The organism is Streptomyces thioluteus (genome assembly GCF_039535865.1).
Window position 1 is genome coordinate 15,114 of sequence record NZ_BAAAXZ010000097.1, and the last position, 18,769, is coordinate 33,882.

General features: G+C 75.4%; 10 protein-coding genes and 6 pseudogenes. 11 read left to right on the forward strand and 5 right to left on the reverse strand.

Annotation, left to right across the window (positions count from 1 at the left end):
- Positions 1-47: 47 nt before the first annotated feature.
- Positions 48-1,157 (forward strand): mannose-1-phosphate guanylyltransferase, encoded by a 1,110-nt coding sequence (manB, locus tag ABD794_RS12535; protein WP_344963145.1) that lies wholly within the window; start codon positions 48-50, stop codon positions 1,155-1,157.
- Between the two features lie 70 nt (positions 1,158-1,227).
- A pseudogene (locus tag ABD794_RS12540) lies at positions 1,228-2,142 on the forward strand (DNA-3-methyladenine glycosylase family protein).
- A gap of 618 nt (positions 2,143-2,760) precedes the next feature.
- On the opposite strand, the pseudogene ABD794_RS12545 reads toward ABD794_RS12540, so the two are convergent.
- The 3 genes and pseudogenes from ABD794_RS12545 to ABD794_RS12555 all read right to left on the reverse strand — a co-directional run bounded on the left by ABD794_RS12545 (position 2,761) and on the right by ABD794_RS12555 (position 5,577).
- A pseudogene (locus ABD794_RS12545) lies at positions 2,761-4,078 on the reverse strand (coenzyme F420-0:L-glutamate ligase).
- A complete protein-coding gene (cofD, locus tag ABD794_RS12550; RefSeq protein WP_344963147.1) occupies positions 4,075-5,034 on the reverse strand; it encodes a 2-phospho-L-lactate transferase in 960 nt (319 codons plus the stop codon). The pseudogene ABD794_RS12545 and the gene cofD overlap by 4 nt, the downstream one beginning before the upstream one ends.
- A 30-nt stretch (positions 5,035-5,064) precedes the next feature.
- Complete coding sequence (locus ABD794_RS12555; protein ID WP_344963149.1) at positions 5,065-5,577, reverse strand: cysteine dioxygenase; 513 nt, start codon at positions 5,575-5,577, stop codon at positions 5,065-5,067.
- Between the two features lie 631 nt (positions 5,578-6,208).
- Here ABD794_RS12555 and ABD794_RS12560 point away from each other — a divergent pair.
- The 3 genes from ABD794_RS12560 (at position 6,209) to ABD794_RS12570 (ending at position 11,954) form a co-directional block, all read left to right on the forward strand.
- Entirely contained in the window at positions 6,209-6,472 is a 264-nt protein-coding gene (locus ABD794_RS12560; RefSeq protein ID WP_004952403.1) for a WhiB family transcriptional regulator, read from the forward strand.
- Between the two features lie 407 nt (positions 6,473-6,879).
- Positions 6,880-10,485, forward strand: a complete 3,606-nt coding sequence (locus ABD794_RS12565; protein ID WP_344963151.1) for a glycosyltransferase — start codon at positions 6,880-6,882, stop codon at positions 10,483-10,485.
- Positions 10,482-11,954: a DUF5719 family protein gene (locus tag ABD794_RS12570; RefSeq protein ID WP_344963153.1), complete on the forward strand. Its 1,473-nt coding sequence runs from the start codon at positions 10,482-10,484 to the stop codon at positions 11,952-11,954. The genes ABD794_RS12565 and ABD794_RS12570 overlap by 4 nt, the downstream gene beginning before the upstream one ends.
- 9 nt (positions 11,955-11,963) lie before the next feature.
- Here ABD794_RS12570 and ABD794_RS12575 read toward each other — a convergent pair whose 3' ends face one another.
- Positions 11,964-12,449 carry a metallopeptidase family protein gene (locus tag ABD794_RS12575; RefSeq protein WP_344963164.1) on the reverse strand — a complete coding sequence of 162 codons (486 nt, stop codon included), beginning with the start codon at positions 12,447-12,449 and terminating at the stop codon, positions 11,964-11,966.
- A gap of 273 nt (positions 12,450-12,722) precedes the next feature.
- Here ABD794_RS12575 and ABD794_RS12580 point away from each other — a divergent pair, with 273 nt between their 5' ends.
- From ABD794_RS12580 to ABD794_RS12605, 6 genes and pseudogenes are all read left to right on the forward strand, one after another.
- Positions 12,723-13,175 (forward strand): DUF3499 domain-containing protein, encoded by a 453-nt coding sequence (locus ABD794_RS12580; RefSeq protein WP_344963155.1) that lies wholly within the window; start codon positions 12,723-12,725, stop codon positions 13,173-13,175.
- A 162-nt stretch (positions 13,176-13,337) separates the two neighbouring features.
- Complete coding sequence (locus ABD794_RS12585) at positions 13,338-14,696, forward strand: phosphomannomutase/phosphoglucomutase (protein ID WP_344963157.1); 1,359 nt, start codon at positions 13,338-13,340, stop codon at positions 14,694-14,696.
- Between the two features lie 122 nt (positions 14,697-14,818).
- Positions 14,819-15,007 carry a Trm112 family protein gene (locus ABD794_RS12590; RefSeq protein WP_344030492.1) on the forward strand — a complete coding sequence of 63 codons (189 nt, stop codon included), beginning with the start codon at positions 14,819-14,821 and terminating at the stop codon, positions 15,005-15,007.
- Between the two features lie 41 nt (positions 15,008-15,048).
- Positions 15,049-16,211 (forward strand): annotated as a pseudogene (locus ABD794_RS12595) (SIS domain-containing protein).
- Between the two features lie 50 nt (positions 16,212-16,261).
- A pseudogene (manA, locus tag ABD794_RS12600) lies at positions 16,262-17,458 on the forward strand (mannose-6-phosphate isomerase, class I).
- 106 nt (positions 17,459-17,564) lie between these two features.
- Positions 17,565-18,117 (forward strand): annotated as a pseudogene (locus ABD794_RS12605) (cation diffusion facilitator family transporter); the annotation flags it as partial.
- Here ABD794_RS12605 and ABD794_RS12610 read toward each other — a convergent pair.
- Positions 18,117-18,695, reverse strand: a pseudogene (locus ABD794_RS12610) (cation diffusion facilitator family transporter); the annotation flags it as partial. The pseudogenes ABD794_RS12605 and ABD794_RS12610 sit on opposite strands and share 1 nt — an antisense overlap.
- Positions 18,696-18,769: the final 74 nt, after the last annotated feature.

Sequence of the window (18,769 nt, forward strand, 5' to 3'; positions counted from 1 at the left end):
TGGCCGCCGTTCACGGCCCGGCCCCACCAGGAAGCAGAGACGAACCGTTGACTGAACCGCACCAGCCGTCCCCGTCGCGCGAAGCGATCCTCCTGGTCGGCGGCAAGGGGACCCGGCTGCGCCCGCTCACGGTGAACACCCCCAAGCCCATGGTCCCGGCGGCCGGGGTCCCCTTCCTGACCCACCAGCTGGCCAGGGCCCGGGCCGCCGGGATCGAGCACATCGTGCTCGCCACGTCCTACCTGGCCGAGGTCTTCGAGCCGTACTTCGGCGACGGGTCCGCGCTGGGCCTGCACCTGGAGTACGTCACCGAGGTCGAGCCGCTCGGCACCGGCGGAGCCATCCGCAACGTCGCCCACCGGCTGCACTCCGGCCCCGACGACCCCGTGCTGATCTTCAACGGGGACATCCTCACCGGCCTGGACATCCGCGCGCTGATCTCCGCCCACGGCGCGGCGGGCGCGGACGTCTCCCTGCACCTGACGCGGGTCGAGGACCCGCGGGCGTACGGGCTCGTGCCGACCGACCCGGACGGGCGGGTCACCGCCTTCCTGGAGAAGCCGCAGACCCCCGAGGAGATCGTCACCGACCAGATCAACGCGGGCGCCTACGTCTTCAACCGGTCCGTCATCGACACCATCCCGGCCGGCCGGCCCGTCTCGGTCGAGCGCGAGACCTTCCCCGGGCTGCTGGCCGACGGGGCGCACCTGCACGGCATGGTCGACTCCACCTACTGGCTCGACCTCGGCACGCCGCAGGCGTTCGTCCGCGGTTCGGCCGACCTGGTCCTGGGCCGCGCCCCGTCGCCGGCGGTGCCCGGCCGCCACGGCGAGCGCCTCGTCCTCGACTCCGCCGAGGTCGCCCCCGACGCCAAGCTCATGGGCGGCACCGTGATCGGCGCGGGCGCCCGGGTCGGGGCGGGCGCGCGGATCGACGGCAGCACCGTCCTGGACGGGGCCGTCGTCGAGCCGGGCGCGCGGATCCGCGACTCGCTCGTGGGCGCGGGGGCGCGCATCGGGGCGCGCACGGTGCTGGACGGCGCGGTCGTCGGCGACGGGGCCGTCGTCGGCGCGGACAACGAGCTGCGGGCCGGGGCCCGGGTGTGGTGCGGTGCGCAGCTCCCGCCGGGAGCGGTGCGCTTCTCGTCCGACCAGTAGGGCTGTCGGCGGCCCCGGCCGGAACCGGGGTACGCCGGACGGTGACGCGAGGCAGACGTACCCTGGCCGGATGGCCACCCGCAGCTGGGCCCCCGCCGGGCCCGTACGACCTGGGGCGCACCCTCGGCGTCCTGGCGCGCGGCCCCGGCGACCCCGCGTACCGGGTCGCCGCCGACGGCGCGGTCTGGCGGGCCAGCCGCACCCCGGCCGGTCCCGGCACGGTGCGAATGGCGGCGCGGGACGGCCGCGTGCTCGCCGAGGCGTGGGGCCCCGGCGGGGACTGGCTCCTCGACCACCTGCCCGCGCTGCTGGGCGCGGACGACGACCCCGCCGCGTTCGTCCCCCGGCACCGGCTGCTGCACGAGGCGCACCGCCGCAATCCGGGCCTGCGGCTGGCCCGGACCGGCCTGGTCCTGGAGTCGCTGGTCCCCGCCGTCCTGGAGCAGAAGGTCACCAGCGACGAGGCGTACCGCGCCTGGCGCCTGCTCCTGTCGCGCCACGGCGACCCCGCGCCCGGTCCGTCGTCCGGCATGCCGCGCATGCGGGTCATGCCCGACGCGCGGGCCTGGGCCCTGATCCCCTCCTGGGAGTGGCACCGGGCGGGCGTCGACGGCAAGCGCTCGGCGACGATCGTGCGGGCGGGCGCGGGTGGCGTCCCGCCTGGAGTCCGTGTCCTCCCTGGACCCCGCGCGGGGCCGCGGCCCTGCTGTGCACCGTGCCCGGCATCGGCCCGTGGACGGCGGCGGAGACGGTGCAGCGCAGCCATGGCGCGGCGGACGCGGTGACGGTCGGGGACCTGCACCTGCCGAAGACGGTGGGGTGGGCGCTGTCGGGGACGCGGGGTGTGGACGATACGGGGATGCTGTCGCTGCTCGCGCCGTACGAGGGGCAGCGGCATCGGGCGTGCCGGTTGATCCTGCTGGCGAGCGGGGGGCAGCCGAGGCGGGCGCCGCGGTTGTCGGTGAACGACATCAGGTCGTGGTGAGGGGGTTTGCCCCCGCCCCGCCCTTTCACCGTTTCCGCAGGGGCTGCGCCCCTGTGCCACCCCCGCGGGGCGCGGGGCGCGCGGGGCCCGCGCTCCGCGCGGTGGGGCCGAGGGTCCGCGCTCCGCGCGGTGGGCGGGGCTCCGCCCCTGCACCCCGCCGGGGGCTGCGCCCCCTGGACCCCTGCTCGGGGCTGCGCTCCCTGGGCGCCCGCATCGGGGCTGCGCCCCTGGCCCCCTGAAGCGCCCTGCGGGCGCTGTCCTCAAGCGCCGGACGGGCTGATGGTGCGCGCCCGGGCTGCATTGTGCGCCCCGGGCTGGATTTCAGGTCCGGGCGCGCTATTTCAGCCCGTCCGGCGTTTGAGGACAACCGCGCGGAGCGCGGTTGCGGGGTCCGGGGCGTAGCCCCGAACGGGGGCCAGGGCGGAGCCCCGGAAGTGGGGTGCAGGGGGCGAAGCCCCCGCCGGGGCGTGGGCGCTGCGCCCCCCGCCCACCGCGGCGCAGCCGCGCTGCGGGGTCGAGGGGCGCAGCCCCGGGAGAAACTGGGGGCACCTCCTGGGGGCACCCCCAGCGGTAGCTGGGGGAGGTAGCTGGGGGAGAAAGGGCGGGGCCGGGGCACCCCTACCGCACCGCGACGAACGCGTCCGGCACCCGCTCCCCCCCGCTCCCGCGGCGCCCCCGCCGCCCGCCCGATCGCCACGGCCCCCATCGGATCCCATTCCTCCGGCAGGGACAGAACCTCCCGCACCACATCCCGGCAGAACATCGTCGACGAGACCCACGCCGACCCCAGCCGTTCACCCGCCAGCGCCACCAGGAAGTTCTGCACCCCGGCCCCCGTCGCCACCACGAACATCTCCCGCTCCGCCGCGGCACGCCGCGCGTCCGGATAGTCGTGGGAGCCGTCCATCACCAGGCACGGCACGGCCAGGTACGGCGCGTTGCGCAGCACGTCCCCGCGCCGGACGCGGCGTGCGATGCTCGCCTCGGAGCGCCCGTCCCGGCGCAGGTCCGCGATCCACGCGTCCCGCATCGCGTCCAGCAGCCGCGTCCGGGACTCCGCGGACTCCAGCAGGACGAACCGCCACGGCGTCGTGTGGTGCGGCGCCGGTGCCGTCAGCGCGGCGGCGACCGCGCGCCGGACGGCGCCCGGGTCCACCGGATCGTCCGTGAACTCCCGCACCGTGCGCCGCAGCGACAACGCCTCGCGCACCGCCTCCGACGTCCCCAGCCGGAACATGTCGGACTCGGCGCCCCGGACCAGCGCCCGGGCGTCCTCCGCCGCCTCGTCCACCACGTGCGGCAGCCCGCGCACCACCGCCACCGGCAGCCCGCCCGCCTTGCCCTTCACCAGGTCGCCGGCGGCGGCCAGTTCGTCGGCGGTCGCGACGACCGTCACGTTCAGCGGGTTGCCGTGCGTGTCCGTCCCGCCGCGCAGGTCGTCGAGGACCCGGACGCCGGCCGCGCCGATCGTCATGTCCGTCAGACCGCTGCGCCAGGGGCGGCCGGCCGTGTCGGTGATCAGGACGCCGACGTCCACGCCGAGCGCCTCGCGCAGCCCGGCGCGCAGGGCGCGGGCGGAGGCGTCGGGGTCCTCGGGCAGCAACAGCACCGTGCCGGACGGGGTGTTGGAGGCGTCGACGCCGGCCGCGGCCATGACGAGACCGAGCCGGTTCTCGACGATGCGGAGCGTGCCGCGCCGGGCCACCACCCGGACGGTCTCGGCGTCGATCGCGGCCTCGCGGTCCACCGCCTCGACGACGCGCCCCTCCGCCTTGCTGACGATCTTCGAGGTGACGACCAGGACGTCGCCGTCGGCCAGCCCGGGCGTGCCGTCGGCCGTGGCCGCCGTCGCGAGGAGCTTGACGAGGTCGTCGCCGGGCCGGACCTCCGGGATGCCGGGAAGGGCCCAGACCCGGTAGGAGGGTGTCTCGGTCACGCGCGTACCTCCTCGGCCAGGGCGAGCGCCTCCGCGGCCATCCGCGCCGTCGCCTCGGTGTCGGTCATCATCAGGGGGACGGCGCGGCAGCGTATGCCCGCCGCCTCGACGTCGGCGGTCCTGTCCGCGTCCACGGTGTCCACCAGCCAGCCGTCCAGCAGGTCGGGGCCGTAGTGCCGGGCCACGGCCGCCGCTGTGGACTCCACGCCGACGGCTGCCAGGACCTTGTCGGCCATGCCGCGCACCGGCGCGTCGCCGACGATCGGGGAGAGGCCGACGACCGGCGCCGCCGCCCCGGCGACCGCCTCGCGGACACCCGGCACCGAGAGGATGGTGCCGACGCTGACGACCGGGTTGGACGGCGGGAAGAGGATGACGTCCGCGGCGGCGATCGCCTCCAGCACCCCGGGCGCGGGCTTGGCCTGCTCGGCGCCGACCGGGACGATCGCATGGGCCTGCACCTGGGCGCGCAGCCGCACCCAGTACTCCTGGAAGTGGACGGCCTTCCGTCCGCCGTCCCCGTCGTCGATCAGGACGTGGGTCTCGACGCGGTCGTCGCTCATGGGCAGCAGCCGTACCCCGGGCCGCCAGCGCTCGCACAGCGCCTCGGTGACGGCGCTGAGCGGATAGCCGGCGGAGATCATCTGGGTACGGACGATGTGGGTGGCGAAGTCGCGGTCGCCGAGCCCGAACCACTCGGGCCCGACGCCGTAGGCGGCCAACTCCTCCTTCACGGCGAAGGTTTCACCGGCCCGACCCCACCCCTGCTCCTCGTGGATGCCGCCGCCGAGCGTGTACATCACCGTGTCGAGGTCGGGACAGACCTTGAGTCCGAAGAGGTGGATGTCGTCGCCGGTGTTCCCGATGACGGTGATGTCCGCGTCAGGGACTGCTGACTTGAGGCCGCGGAGGAAGCGGGCGCCCCCGATCCCGCCGGCCAGAACCACAATGCGCATGCGGCCAGTCTGTCAGGGCGGGGGCGTGCACTAACGGGCGGGCGCCGGGGAGTTGCGCCGGGCGGCCCCGGGGCGCCGGTCGTGCAGCGGCATCTCCGTGAGGCCGGGGAAGTAGACATGGAGGCTGACGGCCGGCTCCAGCGAGTCGTTGACGACCTCGTGGGTGTGGCCGGGGGCGAAGACCCGCTGGTCGCCGGCGCCGAGACGGCGCCGGACCGCGCTCCCCGGAGTGCGGTGCGTCTCCGTGAGCTCGCCCTGCAGGACGGTGAGCACCCCGGAGGAGCGGCCGTGGTCGTGCAGCCCGCTGCCCTGGCCGGGCACCCAGCTGAGCAGCCACACCTCGTAGCCGGGGCCGGTGCGCAGCCGCCGGTACCAGCGGCTGGTGGCGTCGTAGCGGACGAGCCGGGACCAGCCGGCGCGGTCGGCGGCGATGGCGCGGGCGAGCCCGGCGAACTCGGCCACGGTGGCGGGGTGGGCGGCCGGCGGGGGCATGAGGTGCGGGAGGGCGAGCGGGTCGCCGGCGATCTGGACGTCGCTGTTCATGAAAAGTGGGTTCCTCGAAGCGCGGCAGGCGGAAGGCGGTGCCAGGACCCGGCCCGGGTACGGGCAGGGCGAAGGAGAAGAAAGAGGGGGAGAAGCGTCAGCCGGAGCGCATCAACAGCTGGAACAGCGACAGCGCGCCTGCACGGCACAGCGCGACCCGAAAGCACGGGTCAGGCCGGACGGGGCGGGTGTGGTCGCGAGCATGCAGACAAGGAGACCGGCAGGGACCGCATGGTGTCAACCGGATGTCCGTTTTGATGCCAATCTTTCACCTCATCCGGTAACGGGGCGCGGTGAAGGGTTTGTGTTGGCGCGCGGCGGGACAATCGCCCGGCATCCTGGTCCTCAAACATCCTCCGGCCCCCGCGGTGCAACTGGATTGCCGCCCATGACGTCCCTCTGTATGGCGAGGGACTCCCGGGACGCTTGTGGCGGGCGGGAGATGTGTCCACTCTTGTGGTGATTTGGCAACTTTCCGCTCGGCCTTGGTTCCGCAGAGTGAATAAGGGGCCCAATAGCAGATCTCGGCTTGACTGGCCCGGATCGGCGCACTTGTAATTTCACTCGTGTCGTTCTGCCGTACCTGATCACGGCAGCATCACGGGGACGCAATGACAGACGAGGGGCGCACATGACCGAGCTGTTTCAGCAACTGCTGGTCGAGGAGGCGGACGAGGAGCTCGGCTGGCAGGAGCGCGCACTCTGCGCCCAGACCGATCCCGAGTCCTTCTTCCCGGAGAAGGGCGGTTCCACGCGCGAGGCGAAGAAGGTCTGCCTCGCCTGTGAAGTCCGCTCCGAGTGCCTCGAATACGCTCTCGCCAACGACGAACGCTTCGGCATCTGGGGCGGGTTGTCCGAGCGCGAGCGCCGCCGCCTGAAGAAGGCCGCGGTCTGAAGCCGCGGTCCGCGGCCTCCGAGGCAGCGTCAGCCGCCCGCACCGGCTGCGCGACCATCCCGCACCGCTTTCCGCACCACCCTGCACCACCCCGCACCGGTCCCGTCCGGACCAGGGCCGACGCCGTCCGGCCGGACGCCGCGCACGGCCCGTCATGACCCGGTGGCGTGAACCGGGCAGGCCCCGTCCGGCCCGCACCGAACCCAAGACCCGCTCGTCACCGCACGGTCCGCCTCCCGCGCCCCGCACTCAGGAGGCGGACCGCCGTGTTGCCAGCCACTAGTCTGGGGTGCCGTCCGTGACGCACCGGCGCCCCTCCCCGGGGTCGCACACGTCCACCGCAGTCCAGCACGCGGTCCCGCCGGGAGCACGCCTCCCGTCCGACCGGCCGGAGGGCCCGTACCCCGATGTCCGCGCACAGCACCCACGCGTTCGACCTCAGCCACCCCCCGGCGTTCCCCCGGCACGTCGTCACCGCCGTGCTCGTCGCCCACGACGGCGCCCGCTGGCTGCCGGACGCGCTCGCCGGGCTGCTCGGCCAGGACCGGCCCGTCCAGCGGGCGGTCGCCGCCGACACCGGGAGCGACGACGACTCGGCCCGGCTGCTCGCCGACGTGCTCGGCGACGACCGCGTCCTGCGCCTCGCCCGCCGGTCCGGCTTCGGCACCGCGGTCGAGGAAGCGGTGCGCGCCACCCCGGCGCCCACCGCCGACGACCTGCCCTACCTCGCCGGTTCCAGCGGCTGGGACCCCGTCAGCCGCAGCTGGCGCGAGGACTCTTCCGACTTCGACGGCCGCGGCGCCACCGGCGAGCCCGTCCAGTGGCTGTGGCTGCTGCACGACGACTGCGCGCCCGAACCCGCCGCCCTCCACGAACTGCTGCGGGTCGCCGACGCCGAGGACGCCGCCGTCGTCGGCCCCAAGCTGCGCAGCTGGTACGACCGCCGGCAGCTGCTGGAGGTCGGCGCCGCCATCGCCCGCGGCGGCCGCCGCTGGACCGGCCTCGACCGCCGCGAGCAGGACCAGGGCCAGCACGACCAGGTGCGCCCCGTGCTCTCCGTCTCCAGCGCCGGCATGCTGGTGCGCCGCGACGTGTGGGAGGCATTGGGCGGGTTCGACGCCCGGCTGCCGCTGATGCGCGACGACGTCGACTTCTGCTGGCGCGCCCACGCCGCCGGCCACCGCGTCCTCGTCGCGCCCGACGCCGTGCTCCGGCACGCCGAGGCCGCCTCCCGCGAGCGCCGCCCGGTGGACTGCGCGGGCCGCAAGCCGCTCTCGTCGCACCGGGTGGACAAGGCCGGCGCCGTCCACACGCTGCTCGCCAACACCCGGGGCGCGGCCCTGCCGTACGTCCTGTTCCGGATCGTCCTCGGCACCCTGCTGCGGGTCCTCGGCTATCTCGTCGGCAAGGCGCCGGGCTCCGCCCTCGACGAACTCACCGGCCTCGGCGCCGTCCTGCTGCGGCCCGGCCGCGTCCTCGCCGCCCGCAAGCGGCGGGCCGGGGCGCAGGTCCCCGCCAGGGAGCTGCGTCCCCTCTTCCCGCCGCCGGGTGCGAGCCTGCGCGCGGCGTTCGAGCAGCTGACGGCCGCGTTCGGCGGACGGTCGGACGCGGCCTCGTCGTCGGCCGGCCGGCACGGCGCGGTCGAATCCGGGCCCGGCGGGGACGACGCGGACTTCCTGGAGATCGAGCAGTTCGCCCGGATCAAGCGGCTCGCCCGCAAACCGGGGCCGGTCCTCTTCGCGCTCCTGCTGCTGGTCTCCGCCCTCGCCTGCCGGGGGCTCTACGGCGGCGGCGCGCTGTCGGGCGGCGCCCTGCTGCCCCCGCCCGACGGCGTCGGCGGGCTGTGGTCGCGCTTCGCCGACGGCTGGCACCCCGTCGGCACCGGTGACACCGCCGGCGGCCCGCCCCATCTCGCCGTCCTCGCGGCCCTGTCGGTGCTGCTGCTCGGCTCGGTGAACCTGACGCTCACCCTGCTGCTCGTCTGCTCGGTCCCGCTGGCGGGGCTGACCGCCTACTTCGCCTCGCGCCCGCTGGTCGAGTCCCGGCTGCTGCGGGCCTGGGGCAGCGTCGCCTACGCCTTCCTGCCCGCGACCACCGGGGCGCTCGCGGCCGGCCGGCTGGGCACGGCGGTCCTCGCGATCCTGCTGCCGCTCATGGCCCGCGCGGCCGTCTCCGCCGGCGGCTTCCGCTCGGCGGGCGCCCGGCCCACCTGGCGCGCGGTCTGGGCATACGCCCTCCTGCTCACCGTCACCACCGCCTTCACGCCCCTGGTGTGGCCGATCGCCGTCGCCCTGGGCCTGGGCGTGCTGGCCCTGCGTGTCCGCGGCGGGCAGCTCAAGGCCCACGGCCCGGCGTTCCTCGCCGTCGCCGTGACCCCCGTGCTGGTGCTCGCGCCCTGGTCGTTCGGGCTGTTCGCGCACCCGGGCCACTTCCTCGGACAGGCCGGGACGGAGTACGGGGGCGGCACGGCCACCCCGCTGCTCCTGCTCCTCGGCGACCCCGGCGGGGCGAAGACCTTCGCCGGGCTGGCGCTGGCCGGCGTCCTGCTGGCCGCGCTCGGCGCGCTGCTCCGCGCCGACCGGCGGCCGGTCGTCCTCACCGCCTGGACCGTGGCCCTCACCGCGATGCTGGGTGCGGCTCTCGCCAACCACTCCGCGTGGGCCGGGCCCGCCACCCTCGTCCAGGGACTGGCGCTGATCGCGGCCGCCGCGGTCGGCGCCGAGGGCGCCCGCGAGCGGGTCGCCGCGCGCAGCTTCGGCTGGCGGCAGCCGGTCGCCGGGCTCGTCGCGCTCGCCGCCGCCGCGGGACCGCTCGTCGCCGCCGTCGCCTGGGCGGCGGGCGGCGCGGGCGGCCCGCTGGAGCGGCGGGACCCGGTCCAGGTCCCGGCGTTCGTCGCCGAGGCCGCCACCACCCGCGACCAGGCCCGCACCCTGGTGCTCGGCGGTACGCCCGGCAACCTCACCTACGCGCTGGTGCGCGGCTCCGGAGTACGCATGGGCGACGAGGCCCTGGGCGGGGGCCGCGACCGGCGGCTCGACGCCGTCGTCGCCGACCTCGCCTCCGGCTCCGGCGCCGACCAGGCCGCCCGGCTGGCCGGGTACGCCGTCGGCTTCGTCCTCGTCCGCGACGACGTGGCCAAGGAGATGGGCGCCGCCCTGGACGCCACACCGGGCCTGACCCGGCTCAGCCAGGAGGGCCGCACCGCGCTGTGGCGGGTGGACCGCCAGGTCGCCCGCGTCACCGTCGTCGCCGACGGGGCGGCGCCGCTGCCCGTCGCCTCCGGTCCCGTCGAGGCCCGCGCCACCCTGCCCGCGGGGTCCGGCGGCCGCGTCCTGCGCCTCGCCGACAGGGCGGCGCCCGGCTGGCACGCCACCCTCGACGGCAAGGAGCTCAAGCGCACCACTGTCGACGGCTGGGCCCAGGGTTTCGAACTCCCCGCCGGCGGCGGGAAGCTGACGCTCTCCTACGAGACGCCGTTCACCCGGACCGCCTGGGTGTGGACCCAGGCGCTGCTCGGCGTCGTCCTGGTCGTCCTCGCCCTGCCGGGCCGTCGCCGGCACGTCGACGACGACCTGCCAGAGGCCGGGGGACCGGCCGCGGCCGTGCCCGCGCAGGCGGTGGCGGGGGAGGGCCGCCGGGCCCGCCGGCTGCGCGCCGCCGCGGAGACCGCGCCCGCCGGCGGGCCGTCGAGCGCGCCGGAACCGGCCCCGGCGCCGGAGGACCCCTACGCCCAGCCGTCGGCCGACCCGTACGCCGCTGTGCCCCAGCAGCCCTACGCCCAGGCCCCCGCCGCCGAGGGCTGGGACGCGTACTACGGGCAGCAACAGCCGTACCAGGAAGGCGCGTACGGCAACGGCTACGCGGAGCAGGCGTACTACCCCGACGGGACGTATCAGGCCGCCGACCCCTACGCGGGCGGCGCCTACGACCCGTACGGCTACGGCACGCAGCCCTACGACACGACGTACGGCGGGGCCGACGGGGCCCGCCGCGACGGGAGCGAGCAGCAGTGAAGCGCACGACCCTCTCCCTGTTCGCGACGGCCGCGGCGCTCGCCGCCGTCACCGGCGTCGCCGTGGTCGCCGGGCCGTCGCAGGACGGCACCGCCGCGCCCCGGGCGGCCGCCGCCCGGATGCCGGTCCAGCACACGTCCGCGCTCTGCCCGGCCCCCACCTCCTCGGACGTCGGCGAGACGACGTACACCGCCTACGTGCCGGGGGGCGGCCGGGGCGAGACCAAGGCGGCCGGCCTGCTGCCCGCCGCGGACGCCAAGAAGAAGGACGGCAAGCCGGTCCTCTCCCTCAAGGCGCCGGGCAGGCCCGTGACCGCCACCACCGACCGCTCCGACGCCCCCGCCCTGATCGGCTCCGCCGACGGGGCGCTGGCCCCCGGCTGGACGGTGCAGCAGACCACCACGATCGCCGCCGGCAGCGGACGCGGGCTGCAGGGGCTGACGTGCACGGCACCGGACACCTCGTTCTGGTTCCCGGGCGTGGCCACGGCCAAGGGCCGCCAGGACTACGTCCACCTGACCAACCCCGACGCCACCACGGCCGCCGTCGTCGACCTGGAGCTCTACGGCAAGGACGGCCGCGTCGCCGCCCCCACCGGCGAGGGCGTCACCGTTCCGCCGCGCTCCACCGTGCCCGTGCTGCTGACCACGCTCCCCGAGACGTCCGACGGCACCGAGGGCGACCTCACCCTCCACGTGGCCGCCCGGTCCGGCCGGGTGGGCGCCGCGGTGCAGTCCAACGACGACAGGCTGGGCGGCGACTGGCTGCCGGCCTCGGACGCCGGGACGGGCGCGGTGCTCCCGGGCATCCCGGCCGACGCCACGTCCGTACGGCTCGTCGCCTTCGCGCCCGGCTCGGACGACGCCGATCTGACGCTCCGGCTGGCGGGGCCCGGCGGTTCCATCCGGCCGGCCGGTCATGAGGCGCTGCACGTCAAGAGCGGGATGACCGCCTCGGCCGATCTCGGTGCGCTCACCAAGGGCGAACCGGGATCGCTGTTGCTGACGTCCGAGGGCGGCGTCCCCTTCACCGCCGGGCTGCGGGTGACCCGGGGCAAGGGGGACAAACAGGAGACCGCGTTCGTCCCCGCCGTCCGGCCGATCGTCACCCGGGGCACCGTGGCGGACGCCCGGGCGAAGGGGACGACGCTCTCGCTCGCCGCTCCCGAGAAGGACGCGCAGGTCAAGGTGGTCGCCTCGGCGGGCAGCGAGGGCGGCTCGGCGGCCTCCCGCACGTACACCGTCAAGGGCGGCACCACGCTGACGGTCGAGCCGCCGAAGCCCGGAGGGGGCAAGGGCGTGTGGGCGGTGAGCGTGGAGAAGGTGTCCGGCGGCCCCGTGCACGCGTCCCGGATGCTGGCCCTGCCCAAGGACGGCGTCCCGGCGTTCACCGTCCAGCCGCTGCCCGACGACCGCTCCACGGTGGAGGTCCCGACGATCCGTCAGGACCTGTCGGCCGTCACCCGCTGAGGGGGCGGCTCAGTCCTGGCCGTAGCGCGGGTCGACCGACTCGGGGGCCAGCCCCAGCAGTTCGGCGACCTGCTCGACCACGACCTCGTGCACCAGCAGGGCCCGCTCGTCGCGGCTCTTGGTGCGGATCTCCACGGGGCGGCGGTAGACCACGATCCGGTCGGGCCGGTCCCCGTGGGCCGCGACGTACCGGCCGAGCGGCACGGACTCGCCGGCGAGGAACTCCCCGGGGGGCTCGCCGTCCTCGCCCGGGACGGGCACCTCACGCACCGCGAAGTCCACCGACGCCAGCTGCGGCCAGCGGCGCTCCAGCCGCTCCGCCGAGTCGTGGACCAGGTCGACGAACGCCTCCGCACGGCTCACCGACAGCGGCACCTGCGGCGGAGCGATCGGGCCGCGCATGCCGCGGCCGTGCCGGTCGCGGTGGCGCGGGCGCGGGCCCGCCGGGCTGGGTTCGCCGCCGGCGGCGGCCGGTGGCGGTACGGGGCTGTCCATCACTCCGAGGGTATCCGCCGCCCGGCCGTGCACGCGCCGTAGCCGCGCATCTCATCGGATGTCGCCCGATGAGCGTTCCGGCCATGCTTGCGATCGGATAAAGCCACCCACGAGACCGGTGATCACATGCCGAATGACACTATGGTGGCCGGGTGATGACCAAGTCCCAGGATCGCGCCTCCCGTCCCGATCGCTCCCCGCGCAGGTCAGCCAGGCGGTTCGGGGCCGGTGTCCACGGGACGCTCCGGCACGACACGGAGGGGTGAGCCAGGAGTGAGTCGTCGCGGCCCGCTCAAGAGTGCGGTACCGTCCAACGTCGTGAGCCCTGTACGTCGCTGTTCGCGCACCGCGTGCGGCCGCCCGGCCGTGGCGACGCTGACGTACGTCTACGCCGATTCGACCGCGGTCCTCGGCCCGCTCGCCACCTACGCCGAGCCCCACTGCTACGACCTGTGCGCCGAGCACTCCGAGCGCCTGACCGCCCCGCGCGGCTGGGACGTCGTCCGCCTCGCCGTGGACTCCGGCCCCGCCCGCCCCAGCAGTGACGACCTCGAAGCATTGGCCAACGCCGTGCGCGAGGCGGCCCGTCCGCTTCCGCAGGAGCGCGCCGCGAGCCCGGGCGCCGGGCCGGGCATCGGCCCCGTCGGACCGAGCACCCGCGAGGTCAACCCGATGGAGGTGGCCCGCCGGGGCCACCTCAGGGTCCTGCGCTCGCCCGACTCCTGACGGCCCGTGGACCGCGGGCGGCCGTCGCATGACGCTCCGTCGTCCGCTGTTCGCACGCCGTCCACCACCGGTTCCCGGCCGGGACGGGCGTCCGCCGTCCGGATTGTCGGTCCCGCCAGGTAGGTTGGGGTCCCTGTTCCAGGACTCCAGGAGGGGTTGACCGTGGCCGATCTGTCGCAGCTCGTGAAGGCCTACGACGTGCGTGGTGTGGTCCCCGACCAGTGGGACGAGAAGCTCGCCCGACTCTTCGGTGCCGCCTTCGTCGAGGTGACGGGCGCCGCCGCGATCGTCGTCGGGCACGACATGCGCCCCTCCTCGCCCGGCCTCACGCGCGCCTTCGCCCGGGGCGCGGCCGACCGCGGGGCCGACGTCACCGAGATCGGCCTCTGCTCCACCGACCAGCTGTACTTCGCCAGCGGTCACCTGGACCTGCCCGGTGCCATGTTCACCGCCAGCCACAACCCCGCCCAGTACAACGGCATCAAGATGTGCCGCGCCGGTGCCGCCCCCGTCGGCCAGGACACCGGCCTGGCCGAGATCCGCGCCCTCGTCGAGGGCTGGACGGAGGGCGGGGCGCCCGAGGCCGTCGCCCGGCCGGGCACGATCACGCAGCGGGACACCCTCGCGGACTACGCCGGCTACCTGTGCTCCCTGGTGGACCTCGCCCGCATCCGCCCGCTGAAGGTCGTGGTCGACGCGGGCAACGGCATGGGCGGGCACACCGTGCCCACCGTCCTGGAGGGCCTGCCGATCGACCTGGTCGCGCTCTACTTCGAGCTCGACGGCACCTTCCCCAACCACGAGGCCAACCCCCTCGACCCGAAGAACCTGGTCGACCTCCAGGCCAAGGTCCGCGAGACCGGCGCCGACATCGGCCTCGCCTTCGACGGCGACGCGGACCGCTGCTTCGTCGTCGACGAGCGCGGCGAGCCGGTCTCCCCGTCCGCCATCACCGCCCTCGTCGCCGCCCGCGAGCTCGCCAAGCACCCCGGCGGCACCGTCATCCACAACCTCATCACCTCCCACTCGGTGCCCGAGGTCGTCCGCGAGCACGGCGGCGAGCCCGTCCGCACCCGCGTGGGGCACTCCTTCATCAAGCAGGAAATGGCCCGCACCGGCGCCATCTTCGGCGGCGAGCACTCCGCCCACTACTACTTCCGCGACTTCTGGAACGCCGACACCGGCATGCTCGCCGCGCTCCACGTCCTCGCCGCCCTCGGCGAGCAGGCCGGCCCGCTCTCCGAGCTCGTCGCCTCCTACGACCGCTACGCCGCCTCCGGCGAGATCAACAGCACCGTCGCCGACCAGCCCGGCCGGATGGCGGCGGTCGAGGCCGCCTATGCCGGCCGGGAAGATGTCACCGTCGACGGGCTCGACGGCCTCACCGTCACCACCCCCGACTGGTGGTTCAACCTCCGCGCGTCCAACACCGAACCCCTCCTGCGGCTCAACGTCGAGGCCCGCGACGCCGCGACGGTCGCCCGCGTCCGCGACGAGGTCCTGGCCGTCGTCCGGGCCTGACGCCCGTCACCCCGGTGGGGCCACGCGGCGCGTGGCCCCACGGCCCGGCGGTACCCTGACCGCACAGCCTGACCGCTGCAGCCCGACCGCACGAAGACGCACACCTCCCGAAGGGAACCCCCATGCCGCTCGAAGCCGGCCTCCTGGAGATCCTCGCCTGCCCGGCGTGCCACGCCCCCCTCCGCGAAGAAGCGGGCGCCTCCGACGAGACCGCCGAGCTGGTGTGCACGAGCGACGGCTGCGCCCTGGCGTACCCCGTCCGCGACGGCATCCCCGTCCTGCTGGTGGACGAGGCCCGCCGCCCCGCCTGACCCACCGCGCGTACCCGACGGCGATCGGAGACTGATCAACGGTGTTCGACGAGTCACTGCTGGACGACCCCGACGCCCTGTCCCGCGCGGACGTCCACGGCCTCCTGCGCGGCGCGGCCGAATCCGGCGCCCGCGTGCGCACGGCCGCCCGCAACGCCGACGAGGCGGGCGTCGGCGCCCTGAGCCCGGACGGCCGCCCGCGTGCCGTCCTCGTGGCCGGCCCCGGCCCGGCCGCCGGCTCCACCGCGGACCTGCTGGCCGCCCTGTGCGGCGGCAGCTGCCCGGTCACTCCCCTCCGCCCGGCCGGCGTCGCCCCGGCCCCCGGCGCCCTGCGCTGGACGCTCCCCGGCTGGACGGGCCCGCTCGACCTCCTGCTCGTCGTCAGCCCGGACGGCACCGAGCCGGGCCTGGCCCTGCTGCTGGAGGCCGCCTACCGGCGCGGCTGCTCGGTGGTCTGCGTCTCCCCGGCCGGCTCACCGCTCGCCGACGCCACCGCCCAGGTCCGCGGCCTGGCCATCCCGCTGACCAGCACCCCGTACGAGGCCACGATGGCCGGTGACGACGCCCCCGCGGAACGCGGACGGCGTCCTGCCGACCGGCCCCCGGCACCCTCTGGTCGCTGCTCACCCCGCTGCTCGTGCTCGCCGACCGCATCGGCCTGCTCGACGCCCCGGCCGGCGCGCTCGCCGCACTCGCCGACCGGCTCGACGAGCTGGCCGAGCGCTGCGGCCCGGCGATCGCCACCTACAGCAACCCGGCCAAGACCCTGGCCGCCGAGCTCGCCGACACCCTCCCGCTCATCTGGACCGAGGGCGACCTCGCCGCCGCGGCCGGCCGGCGCTTCGCCACCGTCCTGGCCGCGCTCGCCGGCCGCCCCGCGCTCGCCGCCGAGCTGCCCGAGGCGCTCACCGCCCACGGCACCCTGCTCTCCGGCGCGTTCGCCGCCGGAGCGGACCCGGAGGACTTCTTCCGCGACCGGGTCGAGGACCCCGAGGCGCTGCACGCCCGGGTCGTCCTCCTCCGCGAGCGCGCACCGGCCGTCACCTCACCGGCCCCCGGCGCCCGCGACCTCGCCCTCCACCGCGGCACGCCCATCAGCGAACTGGAGGCGGACGAGGACGGGACACCGCTGGAGACCGCGGCCGAGCTGCTGGCCGTCACCGACTTCGCCGCCGTCTACCTGGCCCTCGCCGGCACCCCCTAGCGGGCCGCGCGAGCCGGCCCGACCCGTACGAACACGTCAGGAACCGCCTCATGGACCGCCTCGCCAACACCGTGCGCCCCTACGCCTGGGGCTCCACCACCGCGATCCCCGAGCTCCTCGGCACGCCGGTGACCGGTGAGCCGCAGGCCGAGCTGTGGCTGGGCGCCCACCCCGGCGCCCCGTCCCGCGTCGACCGCGGGGACGGCCCCCGGTCCCTCTCCGACGTCGTCGCCGCCGACCCGCACGGCGAGCTCGGCGCCGCCTCCGTCCGGGAGTTCGGCCCCACCCTGCCGTTCCTGCTCAAGCTGCTGGCCGCCGCCGCCCCGCTCTCGCTCCAGGTGCACCCCGACCGGGCCGGCGCCGCCGCCGGCTTCACCGCCGAGGAGGCCCTCGGCATCCCCCTCGACGCCCCGCACCGCAACTACAAGGACACGAACCACAAGCCCGAACTCCTCTGCGCCCTCACCCCGTTCGACGGCCTGTGCGGCTTCCGCGACCCGGCCGCGACGGCGGACCTGCTCGCCGCCCTCGACGTCGATTCGCTCAAGCCGTACGTGGACCTGCTGCACGCCCATCCGGAGACCGACGCCCTGCGCGAGGTCCTCACCGCCGTCCTCACCGCCGACCGCGCGGCCATGGCGGAGACCGCCGTCGCCGCCGGCGCCGCGGCCGAGCGGCTGCCGGGCAGGAGGGCCCGCACCGGGCGACTACGCCGCCTACGCGTTCGTCGCCCGGCACTACCCCGGCGACCCGGGCGTCGTCGCGGCCATGCTCCTCAACCACGTACGGCTCCAGCCCGGCGAGGCGCTCTACCTCGGCGCCGGGGTGCCGCACGCCTACCTCGACGGACTCGGCGTCGAGATCATGGCCAACTCCGACAACGTGCTGCGCTGCGGGCTGACACCCAAGCACATCGACGTCCCCGAACTGCTGCGCGTCGTCCGCTTCGAGCCGAGCGTCCCGGGGGTGCTGCGCCCGGAGGCGGGGCCGGACGGCGAGGAGGTCTACGCCACGCCCGTCGACGAGTTCCGCCTCTCCCGGTACGTACGGCCCGTCGGCGCCCCGCCGCACCCGCTGGACGCGCGCGCCCCGCAGATCTCCTGTGCACCGGCGGCACGGCCCTCCTCCGGGGTGACGACGGCTCCGAACTGTCGCTCGCGCAAGGGGAGTCCGCCTTCGTCCGGGCCGGTGAGCACGCCGTGCTCGACGGCGCGGGCACGCTCTTCCGTGCCACCGTGGCGGTCTGACCGCCGCTGCTCCCGCCGTGTCTGCTGCGACAATGGCCCGCCGAAAGCGGCAAAGAAACAGCAAAGGACAACGACTGCGTATGAGTGCTCAAGGCGGACCAAGGCCATCGTCGCCGCGCTGGGGGCCAACCTGGCCATCGCCGTGGCGAAGTTCGTCGCCTTCGCTTTCAGCGGGTCGTCGTCGATGCTCGCCGAGGGCGTGCACTCGGTCGCCGACTCCGGCAACCAGGCGCTGCTGCTGCTCGGCGGGAAGAAGGCCCGGCGGGCGGCGAGCGAGGAGCACCCCTTCGGCTACGGTCGCGAGCGCTACATCTACGGCTTCCTCGTCTCCATCGTCCTGTTCACCATCGGCGGCGTCTTCGCGCTCTACGAGGGCTACGAGAAGATCCGCGAGCCGCACGAGCTGGACAACTGGTACTGGCCGGTCGGCGTGCTCGTCTTCGCCGTCGTCGCGGAGGGCTTCTCCTTCCGCACGGCGGTCAAGGAGTCGAACGAGCTGCGGGGCCGGCAGTCGTGGGGCCAGTTCATCCGCACGGCCAAGGCGCCCGAGCTCCCCGTGGTCCTGCTGGAGGACCTTCGGCGCGCTGGTCGGCCTCGTCCTCGCGCTGCTCGGCGTCACCCTCACCATCGCGACCGGCGACGGGGTCTGGGACGGCATGATGCCGTCCCAGACCCCGTCGCCGGTCGCGATGGTGAGGGTGACGCCGAGCAGCGCGAGGACGAGGCCGACCAGCGCGCCGAAGTCCTCCAGCAGGACCACGGGGAGCTCGGGCGCCTTGGCCGTGCGGATGAACTGGCCCCACGACTGCCGGCCCCGCAGCTCGTTCGACTCCTTGACCGCCGTGCGGAAGGAGAAGCCCTCCGCGACGACGGCGAAGACGAGCACGCCGACCGGCCAGTACCAGTTGTCCAGCTCGTGCGGCTCGCGGATCTTCTCGTAGCCCTCGTAGAGCGCGAAGACGCCGCCGATGGTGAACAGGACGATGGAGACGAGGAAGCCGTAGATGTAGCGCTCGCGACCGTAGCCGAAGGGGTGCTCCTCGCTCGCCGCCCGCCGGGCCTTCTTCCCGCCGAGCAGCAGCAGCGCCTGGTTGCCGGAGTCGGCGACCGAGTGCACGCCCTCGGCGAGCATCGACGACGACCCGCTGAAAGCGAAGGCGACGAACTTCGCCACGGCGATGGCCAGGTTGGCCCCCAGCGCGGCGACGATGGCCTTGGTCCCGCCTTGAGCACTCATACGCAGTCGTTGTCCTTTGCTGTTTCTTTGCCGCTTTCGGCGGGCCATTGTCGCAGCAGACACGGCGGGAGCAG